Here is a 24,650-nt window from a genome sequence, read left to right as displayed (position 1 = left end):
CAATCTCTAATCTTTCATTTAAATGAACATATCCGAACTAAGCATACGCCGCCCCGTATTGTCAACGGTATTGACCATCATCATCCTGCTCTTCGGAGTCATTGGTTATACCTACCTCGGCGTGCGCGAATATCCGTCGGTGGACAACCCCATTATCTCCGTGTCCTGCTCGTACACGGGCGCCAATGCCGACGTCATCGAAAACCAGATTACCGAACCGCTGGAACAGAACATCAACGGCATCCCCGGCATCCGCTCGCTGACCAGCGTCAGCCAGCAGGGGCAAAGCCGCATCACCGTCGAATTCGAGCTGTCCGTCGACCTGGAGACAGCCGCCAACGACGTGCGCGACAAGGTATCGCGTGCCCAGCGTTTCCTGCCCCGCGACTGCGACCCGCCTACCGTATCGAAAGCCGATGCCGACGCCGTGCCCATCCTGATGGTGGCCCTGCAAAGCAACAAACGCTCACTGCTGGAACTGAGCGAAATAGCCGACCTTACCGTAAAGGAACAGCTTCAGACCATCTCCAACGTAAGCAGCGTGAGCATCTGGGGTGAGAAGAAGTATTCGATGCGCCTTTGGCTCGACCCTACCAAGATGTCGGGCTACGGCATCACGCCCGTCGACGTGAAGAATGCCATCGACCAGGAAAACATCGAACTTCCGTCGGGCAGCATCGAAGGGAACACCACCGAACTGACCATCCGTACCTTGGGGCTGATGCACACGCCCGAAGAGTTCAACAACCTCATCATCAAGGAAGACGCCAACCGCATCATCCGCTTCAGCGACATCGGCCGTGCCGAATTGGGTGCCGCCGACATCAAGAGCTACATGAAGATGAACGGCGTGCCGATGGTGGGCGTAGTGGTTGTTCCCCAGCCGGGTGCCAACCACATCCAGATAGCCGACGCCGTGTACGAACGCATGGAGCGCATGAAGAAGGACCTGCCCGAAGACGTAACCTACAGTTACGGTTTCGACAATACCAAGTTTATCCGTGCCTCCATCAGCGAAGTGGAAAGTACCGTGTACGAAGCCTTCGTGCTGGTTATCATCATCATTTTCCTCTTTCTGCGCGACTGGCGCGTCACGCTGGTGCCCTGTATTGTAATCCCCGTATCGCTCATCGGCGCCTTCTTCGTGATGTACGTGGCGGGCTTCTCCATCAATGTGCTGACGATGCTGGCCGTCGTCCTCTCCGTAGGTCTGGTTGTGGACGACGCCATCGTGATGACCGAAAACATCTACGTCCGCATCGAGAAAGGCATGCCGCCCAAGGAGGCGGGCATCGAGGGAGCCAGGGAAATCTTCTTTGCCGTCATTTCCACCACCATCACGTTAGTGGCCGTATTCTTCCCCATCGTCTTCATGGAGGGAACGACGGGACGCCTGTTCCGCGAGTTCAGCTTCGTCATTTCGGGCTCCATCATCATATCCTCGTTTGCAGCCCTTACCTTCACGCCGATGCTGGCCACCAAGCTGTTGAAACGGCAGGAACATAAGAACTGGTTCTACCGCAAGACGGAACCTTTCTTTGAAGGGATGAACCGACTGTACAGCCGTTCGCTGGCCGCCTTCCTGCATAAGCGATGGATCGCCCTGGTATTCACACTGGCCACGTTCTGCGTCATCTTCGTCCTGTGGAACAGCATACCTGCCGAGATGGCCCCGTTGGAAGACCGCTCGCAAATCGCCATCAACACCATCGGAGCCGAAGGCGTGAGCTACGAATACATCCGCGACTATACCGAGCGCATCAACGACGTGGTCGACTCCATCATCCCCGATGCCGAAGCCGTCACGGCACGCGTATCGAGCGGAAGCGGCAACGTACAAATCACGCTGAAAGACATCCGCGAACGCGACTATAGCCAAATGGAGGTGGCCGCCAAACTGACCCGTGCCCTGAAGTCCGAAACAGAAGCCCGCGCCTTCCTGCGCCAGCAATCCTCGTTCGGCGGACACCGTGCCAGCATGCCCGTGCAATATGTACTGCAAGCTACCAACCTTGAAAAGCTACAGGAAGTACTGCCGAAGTTTATGGAACGTGTCTATGAAAACGATGTTTTCCAGATGGCCGACGTCGACTTGAAGTTCAGCAAGCCCGAAGCCCGCATCAGCATCAACCGCGACAAAGCCGGCGCCATGGGCGTAAGCACCAGGAACATAGCCCAAACCCTGCAATACGGCTTAAGCGGCCAGCGCATGGGTTACTTCTACATGAACGGCAAGCAATACGAGATATTGGGAGAAATCAACCGCCAACAGCGCAACAAGCCGACCTATCTGGTTGGGTTGTATATCCGTAACGATGCAGGCGACATGATTCAGCTCGACAATCTTGTGGAACTTGTCTACGGTACGGCCCCTCCGAAACTTTACCGCTACAACCGTTTCGTGTCGGCCACTGTCTCAGCCGGTCTGGCCGAAGGCAAGACCATCGGACAGGGACTGGAAGAAATGGACAAGATAGCCGACGAACTGCTGGACGAAACTTTCCGTACAGCACTGGCAGGTGACTCGAAAGACTATAGCGAGAGTGCGTCCAGCCTGATGTTTGCTTTCATTTTGGCCATCTTTCTCATCTATCTGATTCTGGCCGCCCAGTTCGAGAGTTTCAAGGATCCGCTCATCATCATGCTCACCGTGCCGCTGGCCATTGCCGGAGCACTGATATTCATGTATTTCGGTGATATTACGATGAACATTTTCAGTCAGATCGGCATCATTATGCTTATCGGTCTGGTGGCCAAGAACGGCATCCTGATTGTAGAGTTCGCCAACCAGAAGCAGGAAGCGGGTGAGGACAAGCTGCAAGCCATCAAGGATGCCGCCCTCCAACGTCTGCGTCCCATCCTGATGACCAGCGCTTCGACCGTCATCGGCCTTATCCCGCTGGCTTTCGCTACGGGCGAAGGTGCCAACCAGCGTATCGCTATGGGTACGGCCGTAGTAGGCGGCATGCTGGTATCTACGCTGCTCACGATGTACATCGTGCCCACTATCTACAGCTATGTGTCAACCAACCGAAGTAAAGTAAGAAAGATATGAAACGAATGACCTTGTCTATGATAGCCGTATTCTGTACTCTGTGCGCCATGCAGGCACAGCAGGCGGCCACCTATACCCTGAAGTCGTGCCTCGAACAGGGGCTGTTCAATAACTACTCCCTGCGCATCACACACAACGAGGAGCAGATCAGCAAAAACAACGCCACCCTGGCCAATGCAGGTGCCCTGCCCACCATCGACCTGACAGGCAGCTATCGGACCACCGTAGACAACACAAACAGCACGGTACGGAGCACGGGCGTTACGGAAAAGCAGCATAACGTGTTCGACCAGACTGTCGATGCAGGCATCGACCTGAACTGGACCATCTTCGACGGCTTCAACATCTCCACCACTTACCAACAACTGAAGTTGCTCCGCGAACAGGGAGAAACCAATACACGCATCGCGCTGGAAGACTTCATCGCTTCACTGACCGCCGAATACTACAACTTCATCCAGCAGAAAATCCGCATGAAGAACCTGCTCTATGCCGTGCAACTCTCTAAGGAGCGACTGCGTATCGTGGAGGCACGCTATCATGTGGGCGACTTTTCACGTCTCGACTACCAGCAGGCCAAAGTAGACTTCAACGCCGACAGTGCCCAATATATGAAGCAACAGGAGTTGCTGCACACCTCGCGCATCAATCTGAACGAGCTGATGGGCAATGAAGATGTGGATCAGCTTATCCAGACGCCCGACAGCATCATCGACGTGAACCAATCACTCGACTTCGAAGAGTTGTGGGAAGCTACCCTGAGCGTGAACTCTTCCCTCCTGAAAGCCGACCAAAACATCCAACTGGCACAGATGGACTACAAGAAAGTGAATTCGCGCAACTATCCCTACGTGCGGCTGAACGCCGGATACGGCTATACATTCAACAAGTATGACATCAATAACTACAGCCGCCGCAACAACTTCGGATTTAACGGAGGCATCACCGTGGGGTTCAACCTCTTCGACGGCAACCGTAAGCGCGAGCGGCGCAACGCCGGCATCACCGTGAAGAACGCACGCCTGCAACGCGATGAACTGGAACTGGCTTTACGGGCCGACCTGAGCAACCTGTGGCAAGCCTACCGCAACAACCTGGAAATGCTGAACCTGGAACGACAGAACCTCATCGCTGCCAAGGACAATCACGACATTGCCATGGAGCGCTATATGCTGGGCAACCTTTCGGGTATCGAAATGCGCGAAGCGCAGAAAAGCCTCCTTGACGCCGAAGAATGTATTCTGACGGCCGAGTACAACACTAAGCTCTGTGAAATATCGCTCCTGCAAATCAGCGGGAAAGTGACAAAATACCTGGAATAAAACCGCTTTTCGCCATCATAGTCCGAATAAACACTATTCAAGAAGCACGAGCAGTGGAAGAAAAAGCTGAAAGACTTAACCCAGCACCCACCGCGTCTTGCGACCGAATACCCGATAGGCTGACGCCACCAACAACCACGACACACCAAATGCCACGACCGAAGCACAAGGTATTTGAATGCAGATGGGAATATCCAACAGACGCATCAATGCAACAGAAGGGCCGGTGAAAAGATAGTGGATCATATAGACTCCAAAACCGCAAAGCGTCAAATTGGCCAGCATCCGCCGAAGATGCTCCGAGCGTACTTCTATCTTCTTACAACACATGAATACGGGAACCGTCATCAAGACTACATTCAGCGAACAATAGGTGAAGAACAGTTCCAGCATCTCGTCCGTATAATCCGGCAGGGCCGTCATGTGACGAAAACCTAAACGGAACTATCTACTTTAATCTTGTATGAATAGGGCTGGCATACGGGAAAAGAGGGGCAGAGTACCCTTGATACTCCGCCCCTCCAGGCAATCACTTGGTGGGAATATATTTACCGCCTGTAATCCGTTTAGGCGGTGCGATGACCGTCCAGCGGACGTGATTGCCTCTGACTCGGATTTTAATACGAATCTTTGCCATAACAAATGAATTAAAAATTTACAGTTCGTAATTCGGTCGCAAAGCGGCCGTGCGCATTACCGCTTGCGTGCTATGACAAAGAGAAAATAAAAACCTCGTCAGTTTTCCGTATGCCTTTTTATTATGTCAAAGTATTTCGCATAGACTTCTTGTATATGAGTTGTTTGATAATATGCCATCTGCAATACCTTTTTTCACGATATTGCATATAAATTCTTGAACGGTTGGATATTCACTAACATTTGCCCCGCCTATTATCCGGTTGATTCCATCGATTGTTGTGCTTCTTATTTTATCAAACGACAAATACCATTGCCCAACATCTTGAGACCATAAAAGTGTAAACGAACAAAAATCGACCGGATAGTCTCTATTGTAGTCAGTTAATAATGAGCAGTCAGAAGTCGCCTGCATATATTCTATCGCTAAATCTTGAATTACAAATACGATTTTCCTATTCCAACTTTCTACTATTTTACCTTTCTTGTAAGCCTGTTGCATCATCGTTTTTGTAAATTCATTTGCCCAATTAATTCCGTATGATGGCTTATTTGTATTGGTATATTTCCCATACTCTATCAAATCGTTTACATATGGGTATGGTGTTCCGGTAGTTCCTGCCGCTTGTATCTCAACGCATAAGAAATCAATAACTCTATCATATTCATCAACTTCGACGGCTACATAATCAACATTTCCTCCAACTCCGATATTCACTTCTTGAATCCATTTTACATTATTCCAATGTGTTAAATACTTTTGGCGAATTGTTTCAAACATAGATTCTTCTTTGAATCTTTGCGGGCATATTATGACAGGATGTATTTCCTTACTTTTATTTACCGTTGAGCCTAACGAACATATGCCTACCTTTCTCTGTGGCTCACTTTTTCGAGGTTTAACACAAGTCCCCTTTATATATTTGCAGTATTGTTGCTTACGTGCTAATTTACAAGATTCAGTGGTATTCTCATAATCAAACCCAAAAACTTCTATTGGGTATTTCCCTATTATTTTCATAACAAGATTCCTATATTGTTTAATCTTTCTTTCGATATATCAATGTATTTAGAACTTAAGTCTATCCCGACACCTCTACGTCCTAATTTTACGGATGCCGAAACTGTTGTTCCTGTCCCGCAAAAAGGATCCAAAACAATTCCGCCTGTCGGGCATGTCGCCAATATAGGTATTTTCAATAATTCCTCCGGATATACGGCACAATGGCTATCGGTTCTCCAAGTGTCTTCCGTTACAATATTCCATACATCATTTGGAAGATGCCCTTTTGCATACATCTTCATGATATAATAGCCCTTATTCGCTAATTCCTTTGCCCTGCCGCTGATTCTTTCATTATCGCTATGCCAAGCTCGTTGCACGCCTCTGATTGTCATTCTGAAATCATTGACTAAACCGGAACGTATTTCTGCAAGAACTTCATCAAGGGCATGTCTTGCATTCGCTTTTTCCTGTTCGGTCAATTCAGCACTTTCATCTATCAATTTTCGGTATTTTTTCCCGCTCACGCCGGTTGATGATATTGTTGCTCCACCTTTTGTAATCGGGAGTTTTGACGGCTTAATTAGTATCGCATTTGAATCGTAATAGTATTTTTTCGACTTCACAAAGTGAAAGAAATGCTCATAAGAATCTCGCAATCTATCTTTAACACTTTGAGTTCCTTTCATTTGATGCCATATCACATCATTACGGAGAATCCACCCATCGTCAATCAACGAAATTGCAACCCTCCATGGCATTCCGAGCAGACATTTGTCAGAATATTTATCGCCTAAATTCAACCACAAAGAGCCATCTTTTCTTAAGACGCGTTTCGCTTCTTTGAACACTTCCGTCAAAATTTCAACATATCTATTGAAATTTCCCTCATTACCAATTTCGTGTATATCATCTTGATTATCATACAATCGCATGCCCCAATAAGGAGGTGAAGTTATGATACTATTAACCGATCCATTGTCAATCTCTTTCAAAACTGACAAGCAATCTCCGAGATAGAATTTATATCTTTCCCCATTCTCTAAAGGCTTCATGACGCACTGATTGAGTGTTATTTCACTGCAAGATTCACGAGACAATTAAAGGCTTCATCCTCGTCCCTGTGGTTGAGGCGGAAGCAGAACTCGTCCACGTACCGCTGCATGTACTTGACCGAGACGTTGTGGAAGATGCCGTACACTCCGCGCTTCAGCACCGCCCAAAAGCTCTCGATGCCATTGGTGTGTATTCCGTCTCCGAGGGAATACGCGACGGAGTGGTCTATCTTGAGCCTGACGAAGTCGCCCTCGTTCTTCCCGTCGAGGATGTCGTACCCGGAGAATTGGTCGGTCATCACCGTCGTGTTCGGCTTGCACACCTTCTTGAGGACGGAGAAAAGTTGCTTCCCGCTCAACCGCTTGCCCTCGTCGTTGTAGTTTGCGACAACGGCATGCACCTTTCCGGTGTCGCGCTCCTTTACGCCTATTACTGGCGTCTTGGACGTTCCGCGGCCTCTTTTCGGCTTGTCCTCGTCATCATCATGCCTGTTGTCCTTGCGCGGCTTTCCGACAACGTAGGTCTCGTCTATCTCCACGATTGCTTCAAACGTCTCCTTGTATTCCTCGTTCTCCATGGCCTTGCGGATCTGGTGCAGCATACGCCACGCAGATCCGTAGGAACCCATGCCCGTTTCCCTTTGCAGCTGCTTGGCGGAAACGTCCTTGCGGGAGACGTTCACGAGGTTGATGGCATAGAGCCACATCCGCAGGTCAAGGTGCGTGTTCTCGAAGATTGTGCCTTTCAATGCGGAGAACTCGCTCTTGCAGTTGTCGCAGTAGAGCTTCCTCCGGTCGTAGTTCTGATGATATATCCTTTCGTGTACGCATCCGCACTTGGGGCAGACGTAGCCGTCCTTGTACTTTGCATCGACGATGAAGTCAATCGCGGCGTCCTCGTCGGGAAACCTTTTTGTAAACTCAAAATAGTTCATTATCTTTGTCTTGTATTTGATTACGATGCAAATATACAAACAAATTTTGAATTATACAAGCCTTAAACAGATAATTCCGAAAATTAAAAGGATCCGTACAATGGCAGCACACCACCATAAACATGGCTGCCAAACGGGCAATATCCAGCCATACGATGCGTCCAGACTCCTGCTTCGAAACCGCTTTTCCCATAAAGTCTATTCTTCAAAATTTGAGGACGTAAAGATAGAAAAGGATGGTGGTATTTCCTATAAAAAGGAGATATAAATTTGAAAGAGCAGAATCAACCGGCAAATCCTGACGCAGTTGTACACGGTCATTACCGGTAACGGCAAAATGTTACCGTCCAATCGAATGGAGACAATCTTTTTAAGCAATGCCTTGCTAAGAGCGTCGTTCAGTTTCTCAGGCTTCGTTCGACAGATATAAAGGCTTTTTTCATTCCAAAACAAATTTATTTGCCATATCATCATCTATTTCAACATTCCTTTTTTAACTTTGCCTGTGCAATATGTTACCTATGTATTGTCCATAAAAAAACAACGAATAAAGACAGATAAAACGATGCTTAACTCATTAAAAAATACCCTTTTCTTCCTCTGCATGGGATTGTTCAGCCTGCCGATCTACCCGCAGGGCACAGTAGAAGATTATAACCGCGCTTACAGCCTGCGTGAAAAATACGACCAGAAACACGTGCTGTACAGCAACGTTGTCCCCCATTGGGTGGAAGATACCGACGTGTTCTGGTATATCCGAAATACAGCCAAAGGCAAGGAATATATCAAAGTCGACGCGAAACAAGCCAAACGCTCCACCTTGTTCGACCAGGAGAAACTGGCCGCTCAGCTCTCCGAACGGACAGGGAAACAGATGGATGCTTACAATCTGCCCCTGAACCAGTGCCGTCTGAACAAGAAGGCAGACACCCTGCGTTTCGAGTCGACAGGCAAGTATTGGGCATACGCCATCAAGAAGAACACACTCGTGGCGGAAGGTGATGTGCGGCCGCCCGGACGACAGCCGCACTGGATGGAGGTGGACGACGAGAAAGGGCATGGGCCTGTTGCCTCGCCTGACGGGAAATATATCGCTTTCATCAAAAATGACAATATCTGCATGCGCGAGATAGGGAACGGAAAAGAAAAGCAACTGAGCATCGACGGCACGAAAGGCAATTACTATTCGTCCTACATCCAATGGTCACCCGACTCGAAATCATTGGCCGCCTGCCGCATTCGCCCTGCCGAGAAACGTCATGTCCATTACGTAGAGTCCTCACCCGCTGACCAACTTCAACCCAAACTCCATAAGCAGGAATATGCCAAACCGGGCGACGAACTGCGTTTCAAAGTGCCTTGCATCTTTGAAGTGGAGAGCGGACGCCGCCTGATACCCTCTACCGAATTGTTTAACCATCAGTACGACCTGTACGGACCTGTCTGGAACGCCGATAGCAAAGGCATCACCTTTGAATACAATGAACGTGGACATAAAGTCTATCGGGTGCTGGAAATGTCGGCAACCGATGGAAATGTACGCACGCTTATCGAGGAGCGGGAAGAGAAGTACGTCAATTATCCCCGCATCTACCGCCACTACCTGAGTGACGGGAAACGCATTCTCTGGTCGAGCGAGCGCGATAACTACAATCATCTCTACATGTACGACCGCGCGACCGGAAAACCGACCCACCAAATCACACGCGGTGAATGGTATGTACGCGAAGTGCAGTACGTGGACGAGCAGAACGGCCTCATCTATTTCTCGGCCAATGGCATGAACAAGAACGAAGATCCCTATCTCATCCACTATTATCGCATCGGCTTCGACGGTTCCGGTTTGACTTGCCTGACCCCTGAGGAAGGTATGCACGAAGGCCGGTATTCGTCCGACCACCGATACTTAGTCGACGTGTATAGCAAGGTAGATCAAGCACCTGTAGCCGTTTTGCGCGATGCGACCGACGGCAGCATACGTATGACATTGGAGCAGGCCGACATATCGGCACTGATACGGAACGGATGGAAAGCCCCCGAAGTGTTTACGGCCAAAGGGCGCGATGGAAAAACTGACATGTGGGGACTCATCTACCGTCCCACCAATTTCGATCCGAACAAGAAATATCCTGTTATCGAATATATCTACTCCGGTCCCGGTGACCAATACGTTCCCAAGACCTTCACTCCCTACAACTGGTGGATGACCTCGCTGTCCGAACTGGGCTTTATCGTGGTACAGGTGGACGGCATGACCACTTCCTTCCGCTCTAAAACGTTCGAAGAAGTCTGTTATAAGAACCTGAAGGATGCCGGCCTGCCCGACCACATCGCCTGGATCAAGGCTGCCGCTGAGAAGTATCCCTACATGGACATCGACCGCGTAGGCATCTTTGGCTGCTCGGCCGGTGGACAAGAGTCCATGGGTGCCGTCCTCTTCCACCCCGAATTCTACAAGGCGGCCTACTCGGCCTGCGGATGTCACGACAACCGGATGGACAAAATCTGGTGGAACGAACTGTGGATGGGCTATCCCGTAGACGAATCTTACAGTGCCTGTTCCAACGTGGACAACGCCTACAAGCTGACACGTCCCCTGATGCTGGTTGTAGGCGAAATGGACGATAATGTCGATCCGTCCTCAACCATGCAGGTAGCCAATGCTCTCATCAAGGCCGGAAAGGACTTCGACCTGGTGGTTATCCCCGGTGCACACCACACGATGGGCGAAGACTTCGGCGAGCACAAGCGGTATGACTTCTTCGTCCGTCATCTGCTGGGAGTGACGCCGCCGTCGTGGAATGAGGTACGCACCAGATAACAACTCCGTTTCATCTGTCGTGTTTCGGTATGTGTGCTACATTCCGTAGCTTCCTTAGTCGGCGAAACGAATAGACATTTGCGCTACCTCATTGCCGTCTTGGAAGATTTCATCGTACTCCTTTTGCAACCTGTCTATGATACTTTTTTGCTCAGGAAAGCGATGCCTTCTTAAGTATAAAACATCGTTTCTTTCGATGGAAAACGTAGGGTGTTTTGCCGGCTAAAGCCCATAATTACATTCGGGACGTAGGTATTTCAGGAATGGCATATAGCAATAAGGGATTGATTGTCTCGATTTGCTTTCAATCTTTCATCCGTATCGTAATCCGTTGGAAGAAAAGGATGCAGGTTGAAAGATGAAGTTTCACGACGTTATTCATCGTTTTTCTGTTTTTGGAAATTTCGGTTGTTTTTCCTAACTTTGCAGGACGTTTGGTGAAAAAACTAGGTTCGTATCTCATGGATTTCCCCATACGGGAAGTGATTTGTGTACGATAAACAGGCTGAGTCGGAAATTGAATGAAGCTATATCTCATTTACCGGAGACATATCGGAAGGCATTTGCCATCCACCGTTTTAAGGATATGACTTATAAAGAAATGGCAGAACGGCCGGATGTGTCTTTTATGCTAAATACTATATTATGTTTGGAAGGAATCACTATATTTGTACCTGAAAACTCACACTTGATTACAAGTACTATGAAATTACGATTGCCGATTGTTTTCTTTCTCTTATATATCATTGTTCTGACAGCCTTTCCACAGTCAGACGAACGCTTTTTCAATAAATACAATTATCATTATATAACAGGAGGTGAAAAGGCTCTTCATAGTTTTGTAGATGATATTCTCTGTGATTCAGAGGGTTTTATATGGATGGCGACTCATAATGGCATTGGAAGATATGACGGATACCAGGTTATGAGTATTAATACACAGACGCAGCCATTAAAATTGAAAAACGATTATGTACATACGCTTTGTGAGGATAATTTTCGCCGGCTGTGGATCGGATCTGAAGGAGGGCTTGAAGTTATTGATTTGAATGCCTATGCCATTATTGACTCCTATTCTTTATTAAATGATACGCTGCGAGAATTGGCTGATGGATATATTCATTCTCTTTATAAGGATAAAGCAGGGAATTTATGGATTTCTTGTGGAAATAGTTTGTGGTGTGTAGAGTGGGACGAAACAGGAAAAGTCGGTAATTATTATTGTTTGAAAGAGCCCTGTTCTTCTCCTGTTAAAGCCGTGATGGATGTTGGAAATCGTATTTGTGCAGGACTGGATAATCAGGTATATGTACTTGAAAAGAGACCGGGACATCTATTGGAGAAAAAAACTTTATCGGATGATTTGGTTCCTTTCAGCGAAGACTGGAGAATTTCTTGTATGCTTGAGGATGGTAATTTCTTGTGGATTGGAACGAATAGGGGCTTGTTTAAATATAATGAAACGACCCGTCAAATGCAGCGGTATCGTTATTCGACTCATCGCCCAGGCATGTTAAGTCAGGCATATATAACGGACATAAAAATGACGGGGCAAGGGCATATTGTTGTATCCACGTTGAATGGAATAAATGTTTATCATCGCGAAACGGATTCTTTCTCTTTTATTCGCCAAAATCGGACTCAAGGAAGTGGAACCATCAATTGTAATGCAATAGATTGTATTTATACGTCGGGCGAAACGATCTGGTTAGGAACAGAAACGGGAGGGCTTAATCTGCTTTCCCCCAAACGTCTTCAAACGGGATTATGGTGCCCGGTTCAGGACGTATCTGCCGTTGGAGAAAATTTCCCGGTTAATGCCATACGCGAAGATCGGGATGGACATTTATGGGTTTGTGTGTTGGAGAGAGGTTTGGTTCGTTGGAACCTGGAAACCGGAGCATGTGAACGTTATGTGTTTGTACCGAACGATCCAAGCTCACTCACCAATAATACAATAAATGGTCTTTTGATTGATTCGGATCATCATTTGTGGGCATATACATGGGGAGTCGGAATCAATGAGTTGGATTTGAATGTGAAAGGGAACCGGAATTTCCGACGTTATACGCGTGATGAGTTTGCAACATTGAATGGAGATTTTATCAGTAGTGCATGCGAAGATGTTATTAATGAAGGGATATGGTTTGGTTCTACACGGGGAGTATTGTTTTATGATAAACATACGAAAACGTTTGAACGGGTTCTTTTTGATGGCATCGACAATGAATTTGAGATGATATCGGCGCTTTACGTAGATAAAAAGAGACGTTTATGGATAGGTACAAGTCGTGGATTGTTGATGCTGGATCTATTTTCGTATGCCAAATCACATAAAAACGTTAGATATACCTATTTCAAATATAAATTGAATGAGCCGGAATCAATGACATTAGAGAAATTCAATAGTATTTTAGAAGACAAGGATGGTACTTTGTGGTTAGGCGGTAATGGTAGTGGATTGTATAAGGTTTCGGAGGATGAAAGAGGACATTTCGAGTTTACGAATTATACTGTTCGGAATGGATTGCCGGATAATACAATTATTGGTATGACACAGGACGGACAAGGCAATTTGTGGATGATGACTCATGAAGGGCTTTGTAAATTGGACATAATGACGATGTCGTTTACGAATTATACGGCAGGTGACGGCTTGCCGTTCACACAATATTCTTGGAATGGCATTCATTATTCGTCCAAATATGACCAAATTTATGTTGCGACTAATATGGGGATATTGATTATCAGGCCTGAAGAAATCACTCCATCTCATACGGACCGTATTGTTAAATTGACCTCTTTAACCGTAGCGGGTAACCTGATTTATCCATCAAGTGGCAACTATCTGGATCGCAGTATTACACAAGCTCCATTGATTACCTTGCATGAAAAAGAAAGTCGTTTTTCGATAAGGGTGACAACGGGAGATTATGCATGTAGCAATCGCATTCGTTTTTCGTATCGGATGAAGGGGTATGAAAGGGAATGGAACGAAACAAGACCGGGAGATTGTGTCATCAGATATACAGCTTTACCTCCTGGAGATTATGTATTGCAGGTTTGTGCCACCAATGAAATGGAACAATGGTCGGAACATGTGACCGAAGTTAAAGTACACATCATTCCTTATTTTTATAAAACGGTTTGGTTTTATTTAACCCTCTTACTGGCATCGGGAGCGTTGGTTTGGGCGTTTTATCACAGAAAAGTGAAGCGTTATCGTCAGCAACAGGCTGAACTCGAACAAAAAGTAGAAGAGCGCACCCAAGAATTGGCTGTGCAAAACAAACAATTGGAAGTGATGGCTGAACAGGTAAAAGAGGCAACGGAAGAGAAAATAACCTTCTTTACGAACATTACTCATGAATTCAGAACGCCTGTAACATTGATTCATGGCCCTATTGAGCATGCCCTAAAAGTTATTGAAGATGAAGATGTAAAGGCTCAGTTGCAGATTGCAGAACGCAATTCCGGTTATTTGCTTTCATTGGTGAACGAGTTGATGGACTTTCGGAAGCTGGATATGAATAAAGTAATTTTAGATCGGAAAACATGTAATTTTGTTGACTTTGTTTCAGAGCTGTTGTTACCGTTTAAGGTATTTGCGCAGGAGCGTGGCATTGAGATTTGTTTATATACCCATATTGCTCATCCTTATGTAATGATAGATGTGGCCTATATGCGTAAGGTCTTGGTTAATTTAGTGGCTAATGCCATTAAGTTTACACTGGAAAATGGACGAATTGATGTGTTCGTTGCTGCTATTCCGAAAGGTGGGAAAAGGGGCCGCAACTTTATATTAATGTATGCGATACAGGATCTGGAATTGTTGAAGCGGATATGGATAAGATCTTTGATCGTTTTTTTCAGTCTAAGGTTGGTGACAGACATTCGTCCTTTGGGCAAAGCGGTACAGGCATAGGACTCTTTTTGTGTAAGCGAATCATCGAACTGCACGGTGGAATCATTTTTGCCCGTAACAATCAGAGGCGTGGAGCTTCTTTTCGAATATTACTCCCCTTGTTGCAGGCTGGGCATGAAATTTCTTCTGCTAATGTTGATTCTGATGTCAAGAAGGAAACAACGCAGGAAGGTTTGGCTGGGAGCGCACATAAAGAAACTATTCTTGTTGTGGAAGACAATCGGGATATGCGTGCCTATGTCTGTTCTTTGCTGTCGAAGAATTATCGTTTTCTTGAGGCGGAGAATGGGGAAGAAGCGCTTCGGATTGTACAAAAGCATTCCGTGGATTTGATAGTGAGCGATCTGATGATGCCGGTTATGGATGGTATGGAGTTTTCACGCCGTATAAAAGATAATTTACTTACATCTCATATCCCTTTTTTGATGCTTACGGCTATTTCTTCGGATGTACAAGAAAAGAAGAGTTTTGAGATTGGAGTTGACGAATATATTTGCAAGCCTTTTGATGAAGAGGTCTTTTTGTTGCGTATTCGAAATATTCTTAATCTTAGGAACCGTTACAAGAAAAGATTCTCTGTCAGCGGTAATGTTAGTGAATTGCATATAAAGGAAGGATCTAGAGATCAACAGTTTGTTAATAAAGCGATTGAGCTGATGGGGAAACATTACGCAGATTCAGAATATAATTTGGAGTGTTTTGTACGTGATATGGGATACAGCAAAACACTGGTAAACAATAAAATGCAAGCATTGGTGGGACAACCTATCGGACAGTTTATGAAAAATTATCGATTAAATGTAGCCCATCGAATGCTCCAAGAAAGAAGAGGCGATATTAATGTCTCCGAAGCTGCTTATGCTGTAGGATTCAATGATCCTAAGTATTTCACTAAATGTTTTAAGGAGTTTTTTGGTTATTTGCCCAGTAGCGGATTTAAGAAGGATTAAAGGGATGTTTTCCCCTTAGGTTGCGGATTGGACTATATTCTTCCTAAACTTTTCTATTTTCTACTTATAGATAGACGAAAGCCTCTATATTTGTTGTATAAATAGAAATAGCATTATGAAGAAAAAAATTAGTATACTTATCCTGTTAATATCCGTGTGGAGTGTTCAAATGTTTGCCAACCCTATTGATGGATTGCTTGAAAGAATAGATAAGGGAGCATCGCACAAGTTTGTCATTGAATTGAAGAAGAGTGACAAAGATTTCTTTGAACTTGATCAGAAAGGTAAGAAAGTTGTGGTACGCGGTAATACTTACGTCAATATTGCTACGGGACTCAATTGGTATTTGAAATATTATGCGGGTATTCATCTTACCTGGAATGGCATGCAGGCCAAGTTGCCCGATGTGTTGCCACCCATTAAGGAAAAGCTACGCAAGGAGACGGATTTGAGCTTGCGTTACGATTTCAATTATTGCACCTATTCCTATTCCATGGCTTTCTGGGACTGGGAACGTTGGGAGAAGGAAATCGACTGGATGGCTCTGCATGGCATCAACCTACCCTTGGCGGCTGTTGGTATGGAATGCGTATGGCGTAACATGCTTCTGAAGCTGGGTTATCGCAGCGACGAGGTGAACCGCTTCATTGCCGGCCCGGCCTTCCTGGCTTGGTGGGCCATGAACAATCTGGAAGGCTGGGGAGGGCCCAATCCTGACAGTTGGTACGCCCAACGGGAGGATTTGCAGAAGAAAATCCTGAAGCGGATGAAGGAATACGGCATCAAGCCTGTTTTCCCTGGTTATAGTGGCATGATACCTCATAATGCTGATGAAAAGATGGGCCTTGATATTGAGAGACCGGAATTGTGGAACGGATTCACCCGCCCTGCATTCCTGCAACCTGCCGACTCCCGTTACAGTGAAATAGCTTCCCTCTATTATAGTGAACAGCAGAAACTTTTTGGCAAGGCAGACTATTATTCTATGGATCCTTTCCATGAATTGGAGAACGCTGACGAGGTAGATTTCGATGCGGCAGGAAAGGCTGTGATGTTCGAAATGAAGAAAGTAAATTCGAAGGCCGTCTGGGTGGTACAAGGATGGACGGAGAATCCCCGTCCCGAGATGATTAAGAACTTGAACAATGGAGACCTGCTTATCCTGGACCTTTTCAGCGAATGCCGTCCCATGTGGGGTATTCCTTCCATATGGAAGCGCGATAAAGGCTACGAGCAGCACGATTGGCTGTTCTGTATGCTCGAGAACTTTGGTGGTAACGTCGGTCTGCACGGGCGTATGGATCAGCTGCTCAATAACTTCTATCTGACCAAGAATAATCCGCTGGCGGCCCATCTGAAAGGTATCGGCCTGACGATGGAAGGTTCGGAAAACAATCCCGTGATGTTTGAGCTGATGTGTGAACTGCCTTGGCGACCTCAGAAATTCACCAAAGAAGAATGGCTGAAGGATTATGTCTTTGCCCGCTATGGCATACGCGACGACAAAATTGAGCAAACTTGGATGATTTTGGCCAACTCTATTTATAATTGTCCTTTCGGCAATAACCAGCAGGGGCCTCACGAGTCCATCTTCTGCGGACGTCCCACATTGAACAACTTCCAAGCCAGTAGCTGGTCGAAGATGCAGAATTATTATGACCCCACCGTAACGGTCGAAGCAGCCGCCCTGATGGTGGATGTGGCCGACAAATATCGTGGCAACAATAATTTTGAGTACGATCTGGTCGACATGGTGCGCCAGGCCGTTTCCGATGAGGCCCGTATCGTCTATAACCGTACTGTGGCCGACTTCGAGAGCTTCGACAAACGGAGCTTTGCCCGCGACTCCAAACGATTTCTCGCCTTGCTGCTGATGCAGGACAGCCTGCTGGGTACGCGCAGTGAGTTCCGTGTAGGTCGTTGGATTCAGCAAGCCCGCAAGCAGGGTAATACACCCGAAGAGAAAGACCTCTACGAATGGAATGCACGTGTGCAGATTACCACTTGGGGTAACCGTACCTGTGCTGACGACGGCGGCTTGCGCGACTATGCCCACAAGGAGTGGAACGGTATCCTGCGTGACTTCTACTACATGCGTTGGTCGGCCTATTGGAAGACCTTGCAAGATCAGCTGGACGGTAAGCCTGAAGTGAAACTGGACTATTATGCTATGGAGGAACCTTGGACGCTGGCTAAGAATCCCTATACGACCGAACCCGAAGGCGATTGCATTGAGTTGGCCAAGAAAGCCATCAAACTGGTACAGAACGATTAATTTGTAAAGAAAAAGACCATGACGGAGGTTTTGCCGGAAAAAAGATTGTTGTCGCTTGATGTGCTGCGAGGAATTACCGTGGCAGGGATGATTGTGGTGAACAATGCGGGAGGACGTCTGTCGTACGACTCATTGCGCCATTCAGCATGGAATGGTATGACACCCTGCGATTTGGTATTTCCTTTCTTCTTGTTCATCATGGGAATATCGGCCTACATAGCGCTTCGTAAATTCCAATTTAAGCCATCAGGGACTGTTGTGCGGAAGATACTGAAACGTACTTTGATCATCCTGTTGATCGGCATTGCCATCCATTGGCTTGAACATATCTGTGAGGGTGATTTTCTGCCCTTTGCCCACTTAAGGCTGACAGGCGTATTGCAACGCATTGCCATTTGCTATTGTGCCGCTTCTTTCTTGGCCTTGTATGTTCCCCATAAGTGGATGGGGTGGATAGCTGGGGTACTGTTAGTGGGATATGGTATCTTTTTGTTGACTGCTAATGGGTATGTATTCGATGAGACCAACCTGCTTTCTATGATCGATCGTGCTGTGTTGGGATCCGGTCATCTGTATCAAAAGAGCTTTATTGACCCTGAAGGATTGTTCAGTACCCTGCCCTCCATAGCCCATACTTTGATAGGCTTTTGTTGTGGGCGTCTGATTATGGAGGCCGATACACTGGGAAAGAAGTTTATCGGGCTTTTTGTGGTGGGTTTCCTGATGATGTCTGTCGGCTTTCTGCTGACCGAGGCTTTTCCGCTTAACAAGCGTATCTGGTCACCCACATTTGCTTTGACTACTTGCGGACTGGCAGCTATGCTCCAAGCCACGTTGATGTACTTTATTGACTATAAAGATAAACAGTGTTGGTGTCGCTTCTTCGAAGTATTCGGTGTCAACCCGCTGTTCCTGTATGTGCTGAGTGAAGTCCTTGCCATCGTGATTAGTGCTACGGGTGTCAAGCCGCCAGTCTATAATATCATCCACTCGCTGGTGGTCAATCCTTATTTGGCTTCTGCCGTCTATTCGTTGTTGTTCATGCTGCTGATGGCGGCGGCTGGTTATCCGTTGTATAAGAAGAAAATATATATCAAGTTATGAGAAAGTCCGTGATTACAGAGATAGGGGTGGTTGTGTTCTGCCTGTGTTTCCATGCAGGGTGTACCGATGTACCTGCCGGAATGTCGCGTCTGTCATACGTGGATACACGGGTGGGAACAGCTGCCAGTACAACGAAGACTGCTGGTATGTTTGGCAAGAATACTGAAGAGTACGGACAGACTTTGCCTGCTGTTCTCGAACCCAACGGTATGAATTTCTGGACACCTCAAACCCAAGACTTTGAAAAGAAGTGTATAGCTCCTTATTATTATAGGGATAGTCTTTTTCAGGGTTTTCGCAATTCTCATTGGATTGTGGGTGGCTGTACGCAGGACTATGGCTCCATGACATTGATGCCGCTGTATGGCATATTGCGTTGTGGGGCTGAAGCCCGCGCCACACGTTTTTCGCATGTTGATGAAGTGGCTACGCCAGCCTATTATGCCGTTGCCCTGCCCGATGAAGGTATTTGGGCGGAACTGACGGCCCGTTCGCATACGGCTCTTTTCCGTTTCACCTATCAGAAAGCAGGTAATGCCTATCTGATAGTGACTCCCAACAGTGATGAAGGGCAGGGCTTCGTGCGTATCGATACGGTGAACGGCCGTATTTATGGCTATAACCCTGTGCATCGCATTTATCAGGGTTGGGGAGAACCGACAGGCTTTAGCGGACACTTTGTGGTAGAGCTTCAGAAAAAGATAAGTGGTTATGGAACCTTTGCGGCAGATTCGTTGTTCGATGCCTCCTCGGAATTAGAGGGTCGCCCGGCAATTGGAGCCTATCTGGCTTTCGAGGTGAAAGCTGGAGAAGAGGTATTGGTGAAGGCCGCTTCTTCCTTTGTAGACGAGAACGGTGCGGAACTGAATTTACAGACGGAAATACCTCATTGGGACTTTGAACAGGTACGGCGTGAATTGACGGATATTTGGGAACGGCGTTTCAACCTCATTCAGGTGAAAACCAAGGACGAAGAAGCGCTGGCCAAGTTCTATGGTGCTTTCTATCGGGCCAGCTTCTTGCCACGCACGTTCAACGATGTAGACGGTCGCTATCCGGCTTTCGCAACCGGAAATTCAATCATGCAGACAGAGGAGGGACAGACCTATTACGATGACTACAGCTTGTGGGACACGTATCGAGCCTTGCATCCGCTGGTCAATCTGATTACTCCTCAGAAGGGCAGCGAGATGATGCAGTCATTGGTTTGCAAGTATGAACAAGGTGGCTGGATGCCCATTTTCCCCTGCTGGAACAGTTATACATCAGCTATGATTGGCGACCATGTGGCGTCGGTGGTAGCCGATGCATGGAGCAAAGGAGTCCGGGACTTTGATATTGGTAAGGCATACGAAGGGCTACGGAAGAACGCATTTGAGTGTCCTGCCTCTTTGGATGAATATCGTAACGGCATGGGACGACGTGCGCTCGACTCTTATCTAAAGTATGGCTATATTCCTCTGGAGGACAGTGTGCCCGATGCGTTCCATACGTGCGAGCAGGTGTCACGTACTTTGGAGTATGCCTATGACGATTTTGCGTTAGCACAGATTGCGGCTGTATTAGGGAAAACGGATGACTATAATGCTTTAATGGAACGTGCCCGTAATTATCGACACGTTATTGATTCTCGTACCGGTTATGTCCAAGGACGCCGGGCTGACGGATCCTTCTTGGATGAGAACAATGCATTCCGTTTTACACGCTTTATTACCGAAGGTGCTCCTTGTCACTATACGTGGTATGTACCTCAAGATCCATACGGCCTAATGGAACAAATGGGAGGCAAGGATAGTTATATTGCCAAGCTTGATTCTATGTTTTCTGAGGGCCGTTACTGGCATGGTAACGAACCTTGCCATCAGATTGCTTTCATGTTCAACTATGCTGGGCAGCCTTGGAAAACGCAACGGGCCGTCCGCCACATTATGGATACGGAATATCATAATACACTCGGCGGATTGGGCGGAAACGACGATGCCGGACAGATGTCAGCTTGGTATGTTTTTGCGGCTATGGGCTTCTATCCCGTTTGTCCGGGTACGCCCTACTATATGTTGGCCAGCCCTTCTTTTCCGTCCGTTACACTCCAACCGGAAGGAGGCCGGCTGTTTACCATTCAGGCTAAAGGGGCTTCAGAGCAGAATATCTATATCCAGCGTGCTACATTGAACGGACAGCCTTATTCCAAAAACTACATAGACCATGCCGACATTATGAAAGGCGGTACGTTGGAGCTGGAAATGGGGCCTAAACCCAATCGGGAATGGGGCAGTTTGTCAGAGGATTGCCCGCCAGAGGTGATAAGAAGATAATTGAAAATGGATCATTAATCATTGTTATAGGATATGGGAATTAAAAACATCTTTTTCGTTTTCTGTTATTTGTTGCTGACTGCCTGCGGAGGACAGAAACAGACGGACAACGTATTCAATATTATGGACTTTGGCGCGGTAGGCGACGGTCAGACGGATGATGCAACTGCTATTCAGGCTGCTATTGACGCCTGTACACAGGCTGGCGGCGGACAGGTACTGGTGCCTGCCGAGCATACTTTCTTGTGCAGTCCCTTCAAGCTGTCATCATTTGTGGAATTACACTTGGAGGCCAATTCACGCCTGCTGGCTAATCCCGATGAGTCTGTCTATACAGAAAGTGCTTTCCGCAAAAACCATGGAGAAGGCATGATGTGGATTAGTGGAAAGAATTTAGAGCAAGTTTCTATTACCGGAATGGGAACCATCGATGGCAATGGTGTCGCCTTTATGGGCAAGGAGCTGGACGATTCGTACGAACTGAAACCGGTGACAAATTTCGACCCACGTCCTCATGTGTTGACGCTGGAAGCTATCAATCGGCTGGTTATCCGCGATGTCACCCTTTGCAACAGTCCCTATTGGACGGTCCATCTCATCGGGTGTAAGGATGCGGTGATAGATGGCATCAGTATCCGAAACAATCTGAAGATACGCAACGGTGATGGCATCGATGTGGATCATTCGCGCCACGTGCGCATCGCTAATTGCCACATCGAGTCTGGCGATGACTGCATTTGCCTGAAAAACCGTCGTGAATTCGAGGAATACGGTTCTTGTGAAGATATTGTTGTGACCAACTGTACTATGACATCTCGTTCCTGCGCTATTAAAATCGGTTCCGAAAATATGGATGTTATCAATAATGTTCTATTTAATAATTGTATCATTCGTGACAGCAATCGTGGCATTGGCATTCAGAATCGTGATGAAGGTATTGTAACGAATGTGGTGTTTGACAATATGATTGTTGATTGTTATCTATGGTCAGATGTGTGGTGGGGTAAGGCTGAGCCGATTTATGTGACTTCCTATCCTCGTGCTGTGGGTGACCATAAGGATGCCGGTTGGCGGTTTCCTAAAGGAGCCACTGAAGGGCGTTGTGGTGAAGTAAGCCACATCTGGTTCTCCAATGTGAAGTGCATCAGCGAAAACGGTGTGTTTGTCGGTGGAGATGTGCCCAGTAAGGTAAATCATATCTATTTTGACAATATTGATATTCAATTATTGAAACGGACGGATTATCCGGGTGGTGTATATGACAAGCGACCCTGTGTGGGTGAAGGTTTTGTGAACGACAAAATTTATGGTTTCTATATTGATACGGCCAGTGATATCTTTATCAGTAACCCCCGCTTGATGTGGGGAGACACCCGGCCTGTGGCGGCTTCCGGTGAGTTGTTGAAACAGAAGGCTTCGACAAACGTCGTGGTAGTCAGATAAATAAACTTTAATTCCTGATATGTTTTGAACAGAATTGTTTCCTTTCTATATGTATGCGTATGTGCAGTGGGGATGGCCACTGCACAACTGAGGCCCACCAACGAAGAACTGGGGAGTATTTATTTCGCTTATCCGGCCCCGACTATTGCTCAGACACCGCCTCCTGCCGGTTTTGAGGCATTTTACATCTCACATTACGGACGACACGGCTCCCGCTGGCGCACCGACGACGTACATTACAAGCGAGTGGTCGATGTATTCGACTCGCTGGCCGCAATACGTGCACTTACGCCGCTGGGCAAAGATGTCTGCGGACGCCTACATCGGGTGTGGGAAGATGTTCGTGGACGCAGCGGTAACATTACGCCGCTGGGCGAACGTCAGCATCATGATATTGCCTGCCGTATGTTTACATCATTTCCATCGGTCTTTACCGACAGTGCAGTGGTCGATGCCCGTTCATCCACGTCACTACGTTGCGTTATGAGCATGAGTTATTTCACTGAAAGTTTAAAAGAGCAGAATCCGCAGTTGCGCGTCAGTCGTCGGGCCTATCAGCGTTACATGGATTACATAGCCTACACGTCGCCCGAAGCCGAGGCTTTCTGTTCCGATACGGCGGTGTGGCGGACTGATTTCAACCGTTTCGCGCGCGAGCAGATACAACCGGAACGTTTTGTGAAAGCTTTGGTCACTCCGTCCGTTCACATGTCCTATGCACAGGAGCGGGGACTGATGGAAGACCTTTATTGGATTGCCATTGACATGCAGAACTGCGACCACCTGAAAGATGTTGCTTTTTTTGACCTCTTCACCTATAATGAACTGATGAGCCTGTGGAAGGTGGTAAATGCCCGTATGTACGTGTGCAATGCTGCTGCTCCGCTCAACAAAGGACTGATGCCTCGTCAGGCAACAGCATTGTTGCGTAATATTATAGAGAGTGCCGATCGGGCTATTGCGGGAGGAAAACCTTGTGCAGATCTTCGTTTTGGGCACGATACCCATCTTATCCGTTTGCTTGCCCTGATGAGAGTAGAGGGGTGTGACGGTCGTGAAGCAGATATTGAGAGGTTCCACTTGGCATGGCAAGACTATCGCGTTTCGCCGATGGCCGCTAATCTGCAACTTATTTTCTTTCGCAATGCAGCGGGCGATGTGCTTGTGAAGCTGCTCCACAATGAATGCGAAGTGCACCTGCCTCTTGCTGCCGCCGAGGGCCCTTACTACGATTGGATCGTTTTGCGTCGTTACTTTATAGGATTACTAAATAAGGCTGACTGATATATTTAGGTACAGACTGTAAGAAGGCACGGAATAAGCACTTTCGTGTTTTTTCCGTTTTTCTTCACGGACAGACCCTTCCTGCCTGACGAAGTGCTTACTGACCCTCTGACGATGTGCTTCATCTCCTCCTCATAAAGCACTGCATGACACCCTCACGCAGCACTGCGTCAAGACTTCAGAAAGTGCTGCGTGACGGAGTAAGGGAATAGCGAGTGGAAATAGCAATAAATAGGGTAGGATTACTTGATTTTCAACTTCCGCAGTCCGTTCGATGACCGGCCCGATTTTTCTAAGGCCTGATACTGCCAGAAGGACAGGACAAATCGACAAAGCCTCTGAAAAAAGCAGCCGAATATTTGGAAACTATTTTCGGAACCTCTATCTTTGCACTGCTTTTTAACAGAAAGCACCCGATAGTTTGGACTATGGTGTAATGGTAGCACAACAGGTTTTGGTTCTGTTTGTCCAAGTTCGAATCTTGGTAGTCCAACGAATAAAAGCTCCGATTGTTCCCTCACGAACCG

At 47.1% G+C, this 24,650-nt stretch carries 13 protein-coding genes, 1 tRNA gene and 1 pseudogene; 11 read left to right on the top strand and 4 right to left on the bottom strand.

The features are described from left to right. The first annotated feature begins 22 nt into the window (after positions 1 to 22). Positions 23 to 3,055, top strand: coding sequence for an efflux RND transporter permease subunit (locus tag Q0Z70_RS01365; protein ID WP_298071911.1), 3,033 nt, complete (start codon positions 23 to 25; stop codon positions 3,053 to 3,055). Then, positions 3,052 to 4,377 carry a TolC family protein gene (locus Q0Z70_RS01360; protein WP_298071910.1) on the top strand — a complete coding sequence of 442 codons (1,326 nt, stop codon included), beginning with the start codon at positions 3,052 to 3,054 and terminating at the stop codon, positions 4,375 to 4,377. The genes Q0Z70_RS01365 and Q0Z70_RS01360 overlap by 4 nt, the downstream gene beginning before the upstream one ends. Before the next feature lie 75 nt (positions 4,378 to 4,452). Here Q0Z70_RS01360 and Q0Z70_RS01355 read toward each other — a convergent pair. The 4 genes and pseudogenes from Q0Z70_RS01355 to Q0Z70_RS01340 all read right to left on the bottom strand — a co-directional run. After that, positions 4,453 to 4,812: pseudogene (locus Q0Z70_RS01355) on the bottom strand (acyltransferase); the annotation flags it as partial. A gap of 328 nt (positions 4,813 to 5,140) precedes the next feature. After that, positions 5,141 to 6,034, bottom strand: coding sequence for a NotI family restriction endonuclease (locus Q0Z70_RS01350; protein ID WP_298071909.1), 894 nt, complete (start codon positions 6,032 to 6,034; stop codon positions 5,141 to 5,143). Then, on the bottom strand, positions 6,031 to 7,071 hold the full coding sequence (locus Q0Z70_RS01345; protein ID WP_298071907.1) for a site-specific DNA-methyltransferase: 1,041 nt from the start codon (positions 7,069 to 7,071) through the stop codon (positions 6,031 to 6,033). The genes Q0Z70_RS01350 and Q0Z70_RS01345 overlap by 4 nt, the downstream gene beginning before the upstream one ends. Positions 7,072 to 7,088: 17 nt before the next feature. Beyond that, positions 7,089 to 8,045 (bottom strand): IS1595 family transposase, encoded by a 957-nt coding sequence (locus Q0Z70_RS01340; RefSeq protein WP_298071905.1) that lies wholly within the window; start codon positions 8,043 to 8,045, stop codon positions 7,089 to 7,091. 565 nt (positions 8,046 to 8,610) lie between these two features. Here Q0Z70_RS01340 and Q0Z70_RS01335 point away from each other — a divergent pair. The 9 genes from Q0Z70_RS01335 (at position 8,611) to Q0Z70_RS01295 (ending at position 24,616) form a co-directional block, all read left to right on the top strand. Continuing rightward, positions 8,611 to 10,827, top strand: coding sequence for a S9 family peptidase (locus tag Q0Z70_RS01335; RefSeq protein ID WP_298071924.1), 2,217 nt, complete (start codon positions 8,611 to 8,613; stop codon positions 10,825 to 10,827). 487 nt (positions 10,828 to 11,314) lie between these two features. Beyond that, entirely contained in the window at positions 11,315 to 14,752 is a 3,438-nt protein-coding gene (locus tag Q0Z70_RS01330) for a two-component regulator propeller domain-containing protein (RefSeq protein ID WP_366807077.1), read from the top strand. Continuing rightward, positions 14,671 to 15,702 carry a response regulator gene (locus Q0Z70_RS01325; protein ID WP_298071901.1) on the top strand — a complete coding sequence of 344 codons (1,032 nt, stop codon included), beginning with the start codon at positions 14,671 to 14,673 and terminating at the stop codon, positions 15,700 to 15,702. Before Q0Z70_RS01330 ends, Q0Z70_RS01325 begins: the two co-directional genes overlap by 82 nt. A 115-nt stretch (positions 15,703 to 15,817) precedes the next feature. Next, complete coding sequence (locus tag Q0Z70_RS01320) at positions 15,818 to 17,977, top strand: alpha-N-acetylglucosaminidase (RefSeq protein WP_298071899.1); 2,160 nt, start codon at positions 15,818 to 15,820, stop codon at positions 17,975 to 17,977. Between the two features lie 18 nt (positions 17,978 to 17,995). Beyond that, positions 17,996 to 19,081 (top strand): heparan-alpha-glucosaminide N-acetyltransferase domain-containing protein, encoded by a 1,086-nt coding sequence (locus tag Q0Z70_RS01315; RefSeq protein ID WP_298071897.1) that lies wholly within the window; start codon positions 17,996 to 17,998, stop codon positions 19,079 to 19,081. Continuing rightward, positions 19,078 to 21,396: a GH92 family glycosyl hydrolase gene (locus Q0Z70_RS01310; protein ID WP_298071895.1), complete on the top strand. Its 2,319-nt coding sequence runs from the start codon at positions 19,078 to 19,080 to the stop codon at positions 21,394 to 21,396. Before Q0Z70_RS01315 ends, Q0Z70_RS01310 begins: the two co-directional genes overlap by 4 nt. A 33-nt stretch (positions 21,397 to 21,429) precedes the next feature. Further along, entirely contained in the window at positions 21,430 to 22,839 is a 1,410-nt protein-coding gene (locus Q0Z70_RS01305; RefSeq protein WP_298071893.1) for a glycoside hydrolase family 28 protein, read from the top strand. A 24-nt stretch (positions 22,840 to 22,863) separates the two neighbouring features. Continuing rightward, positions 22,864 to 24,123 carry a histidine-type phosphatase gene (locus tag Q0Z70_RS01300; protein ID WP_298071891.1) on the top strand — a complete coding sequence of 420 codons (1,260 nt, stop codon included), beginning with the start codon at positions 22,864 to 22,866 and terminating at the stop codon, positions 24,121 to 24,123. Between the two features lie 422 nt (positions 24,124 to 24,545). Beyond that, a tRNA-Gln gene (locus tag Q0Z70_RS01295) sits at positions 24,546 to 24,616 on the top strand. The last annotated feature ends 34 nt before the right edge of the window (positions 24,617 to 24,650 follow it).

The sequence above is a fragment of the uncultured Bacteroides sp. genome, assembly GCF_947632445.1.
Classification (GTDB): Bacteria; Bacteroidota; Bacteroidia; order Bacteroidales; family Bacteroidaceae; genus Bacteroides.
This window is presented reverse-complemented; position numbering and strand designations above follow the sequence as displayed.

What these genes read in the sequence shown, in the direction of transcription:
- Q0Z70_RS01360 (WP_298071910.1), top strand. Translation starts at nt 3,052, where the DNA reads ATGAAACGAATGACCTTGTCTATGATAGCCGTATTCTGTACTCTGTGC.
- Q0Z70_RS01315 (WP_298071897.1), top strand. Translation starts at nt 17,996, where the DNA reads ATGACGGAGGTTTTGCCGGAAAAAAGATTGTTGTCGCTTGATGTGCTG.
- Q0Z70_RS01310 (WP_298071895.1), top strand. Translation starts at nt 19,078, where the DNA reads ATGAGAAAGTCCGTGATTACAGAGATAGGGGTGGTTGTGTTCTGCCTG.
- Q0Z70_RS01305 (WP_298071893.1), top strand. Translation starts at nt 21,430, where the DNA reads ATGGGAATTAAAAACATCTTTTTCGTTTTCTGTTATTTGTTGCTGACT.
- Q0Z70_RS01320 (WP_298071899.1), top strand. Translation starts at nt 15,818, where the DNA reads ATGAAGAAAAAAATTAGTATACTTATCCTGTTAATATCCGTGTGGAGT.
- Q0Z70_RS01365 (WP_298071911.1), top strand. Translation starts at nt 23, where the DNA reads ATGAACATATCCGAACTAAGCATACGCCGCCCCGTATTGTCAACGGTA.
- Q0Z70_RS01325 (WP_298071901.1), top strand. Translation starts at nt 14,671, where the DNA reads ATGGATAAGATCTTTGATCGTTTTTTTCAGTCTAAGGTTGGTGACAGA.
- Q0Z70_RS01345 (WP_298071907.1), bottom strand. Translation starts at nt 7,071, where the DNA reads ATGAAGCCTTTAGAGAATGGGGAAAGATATAAATTCTATCTCGGAGAT.
- Q0Z70_RS01335 (WP_298071924.1), top strand. Translation starts at nt 8,611, where the DNA reads ATGGGATTGTTCAGCCTGCCGATCTACCCGCAGGGCACAGTAGAAGAT.
- Q0Z70_RS01350 (WP_298071909.1), bottom strand. Translation starts at nt 6,034, where the DNA reads ATGAAAATAATAGGGAAATACCCAATAGAAGTTTTTGGGTTTGATTAT.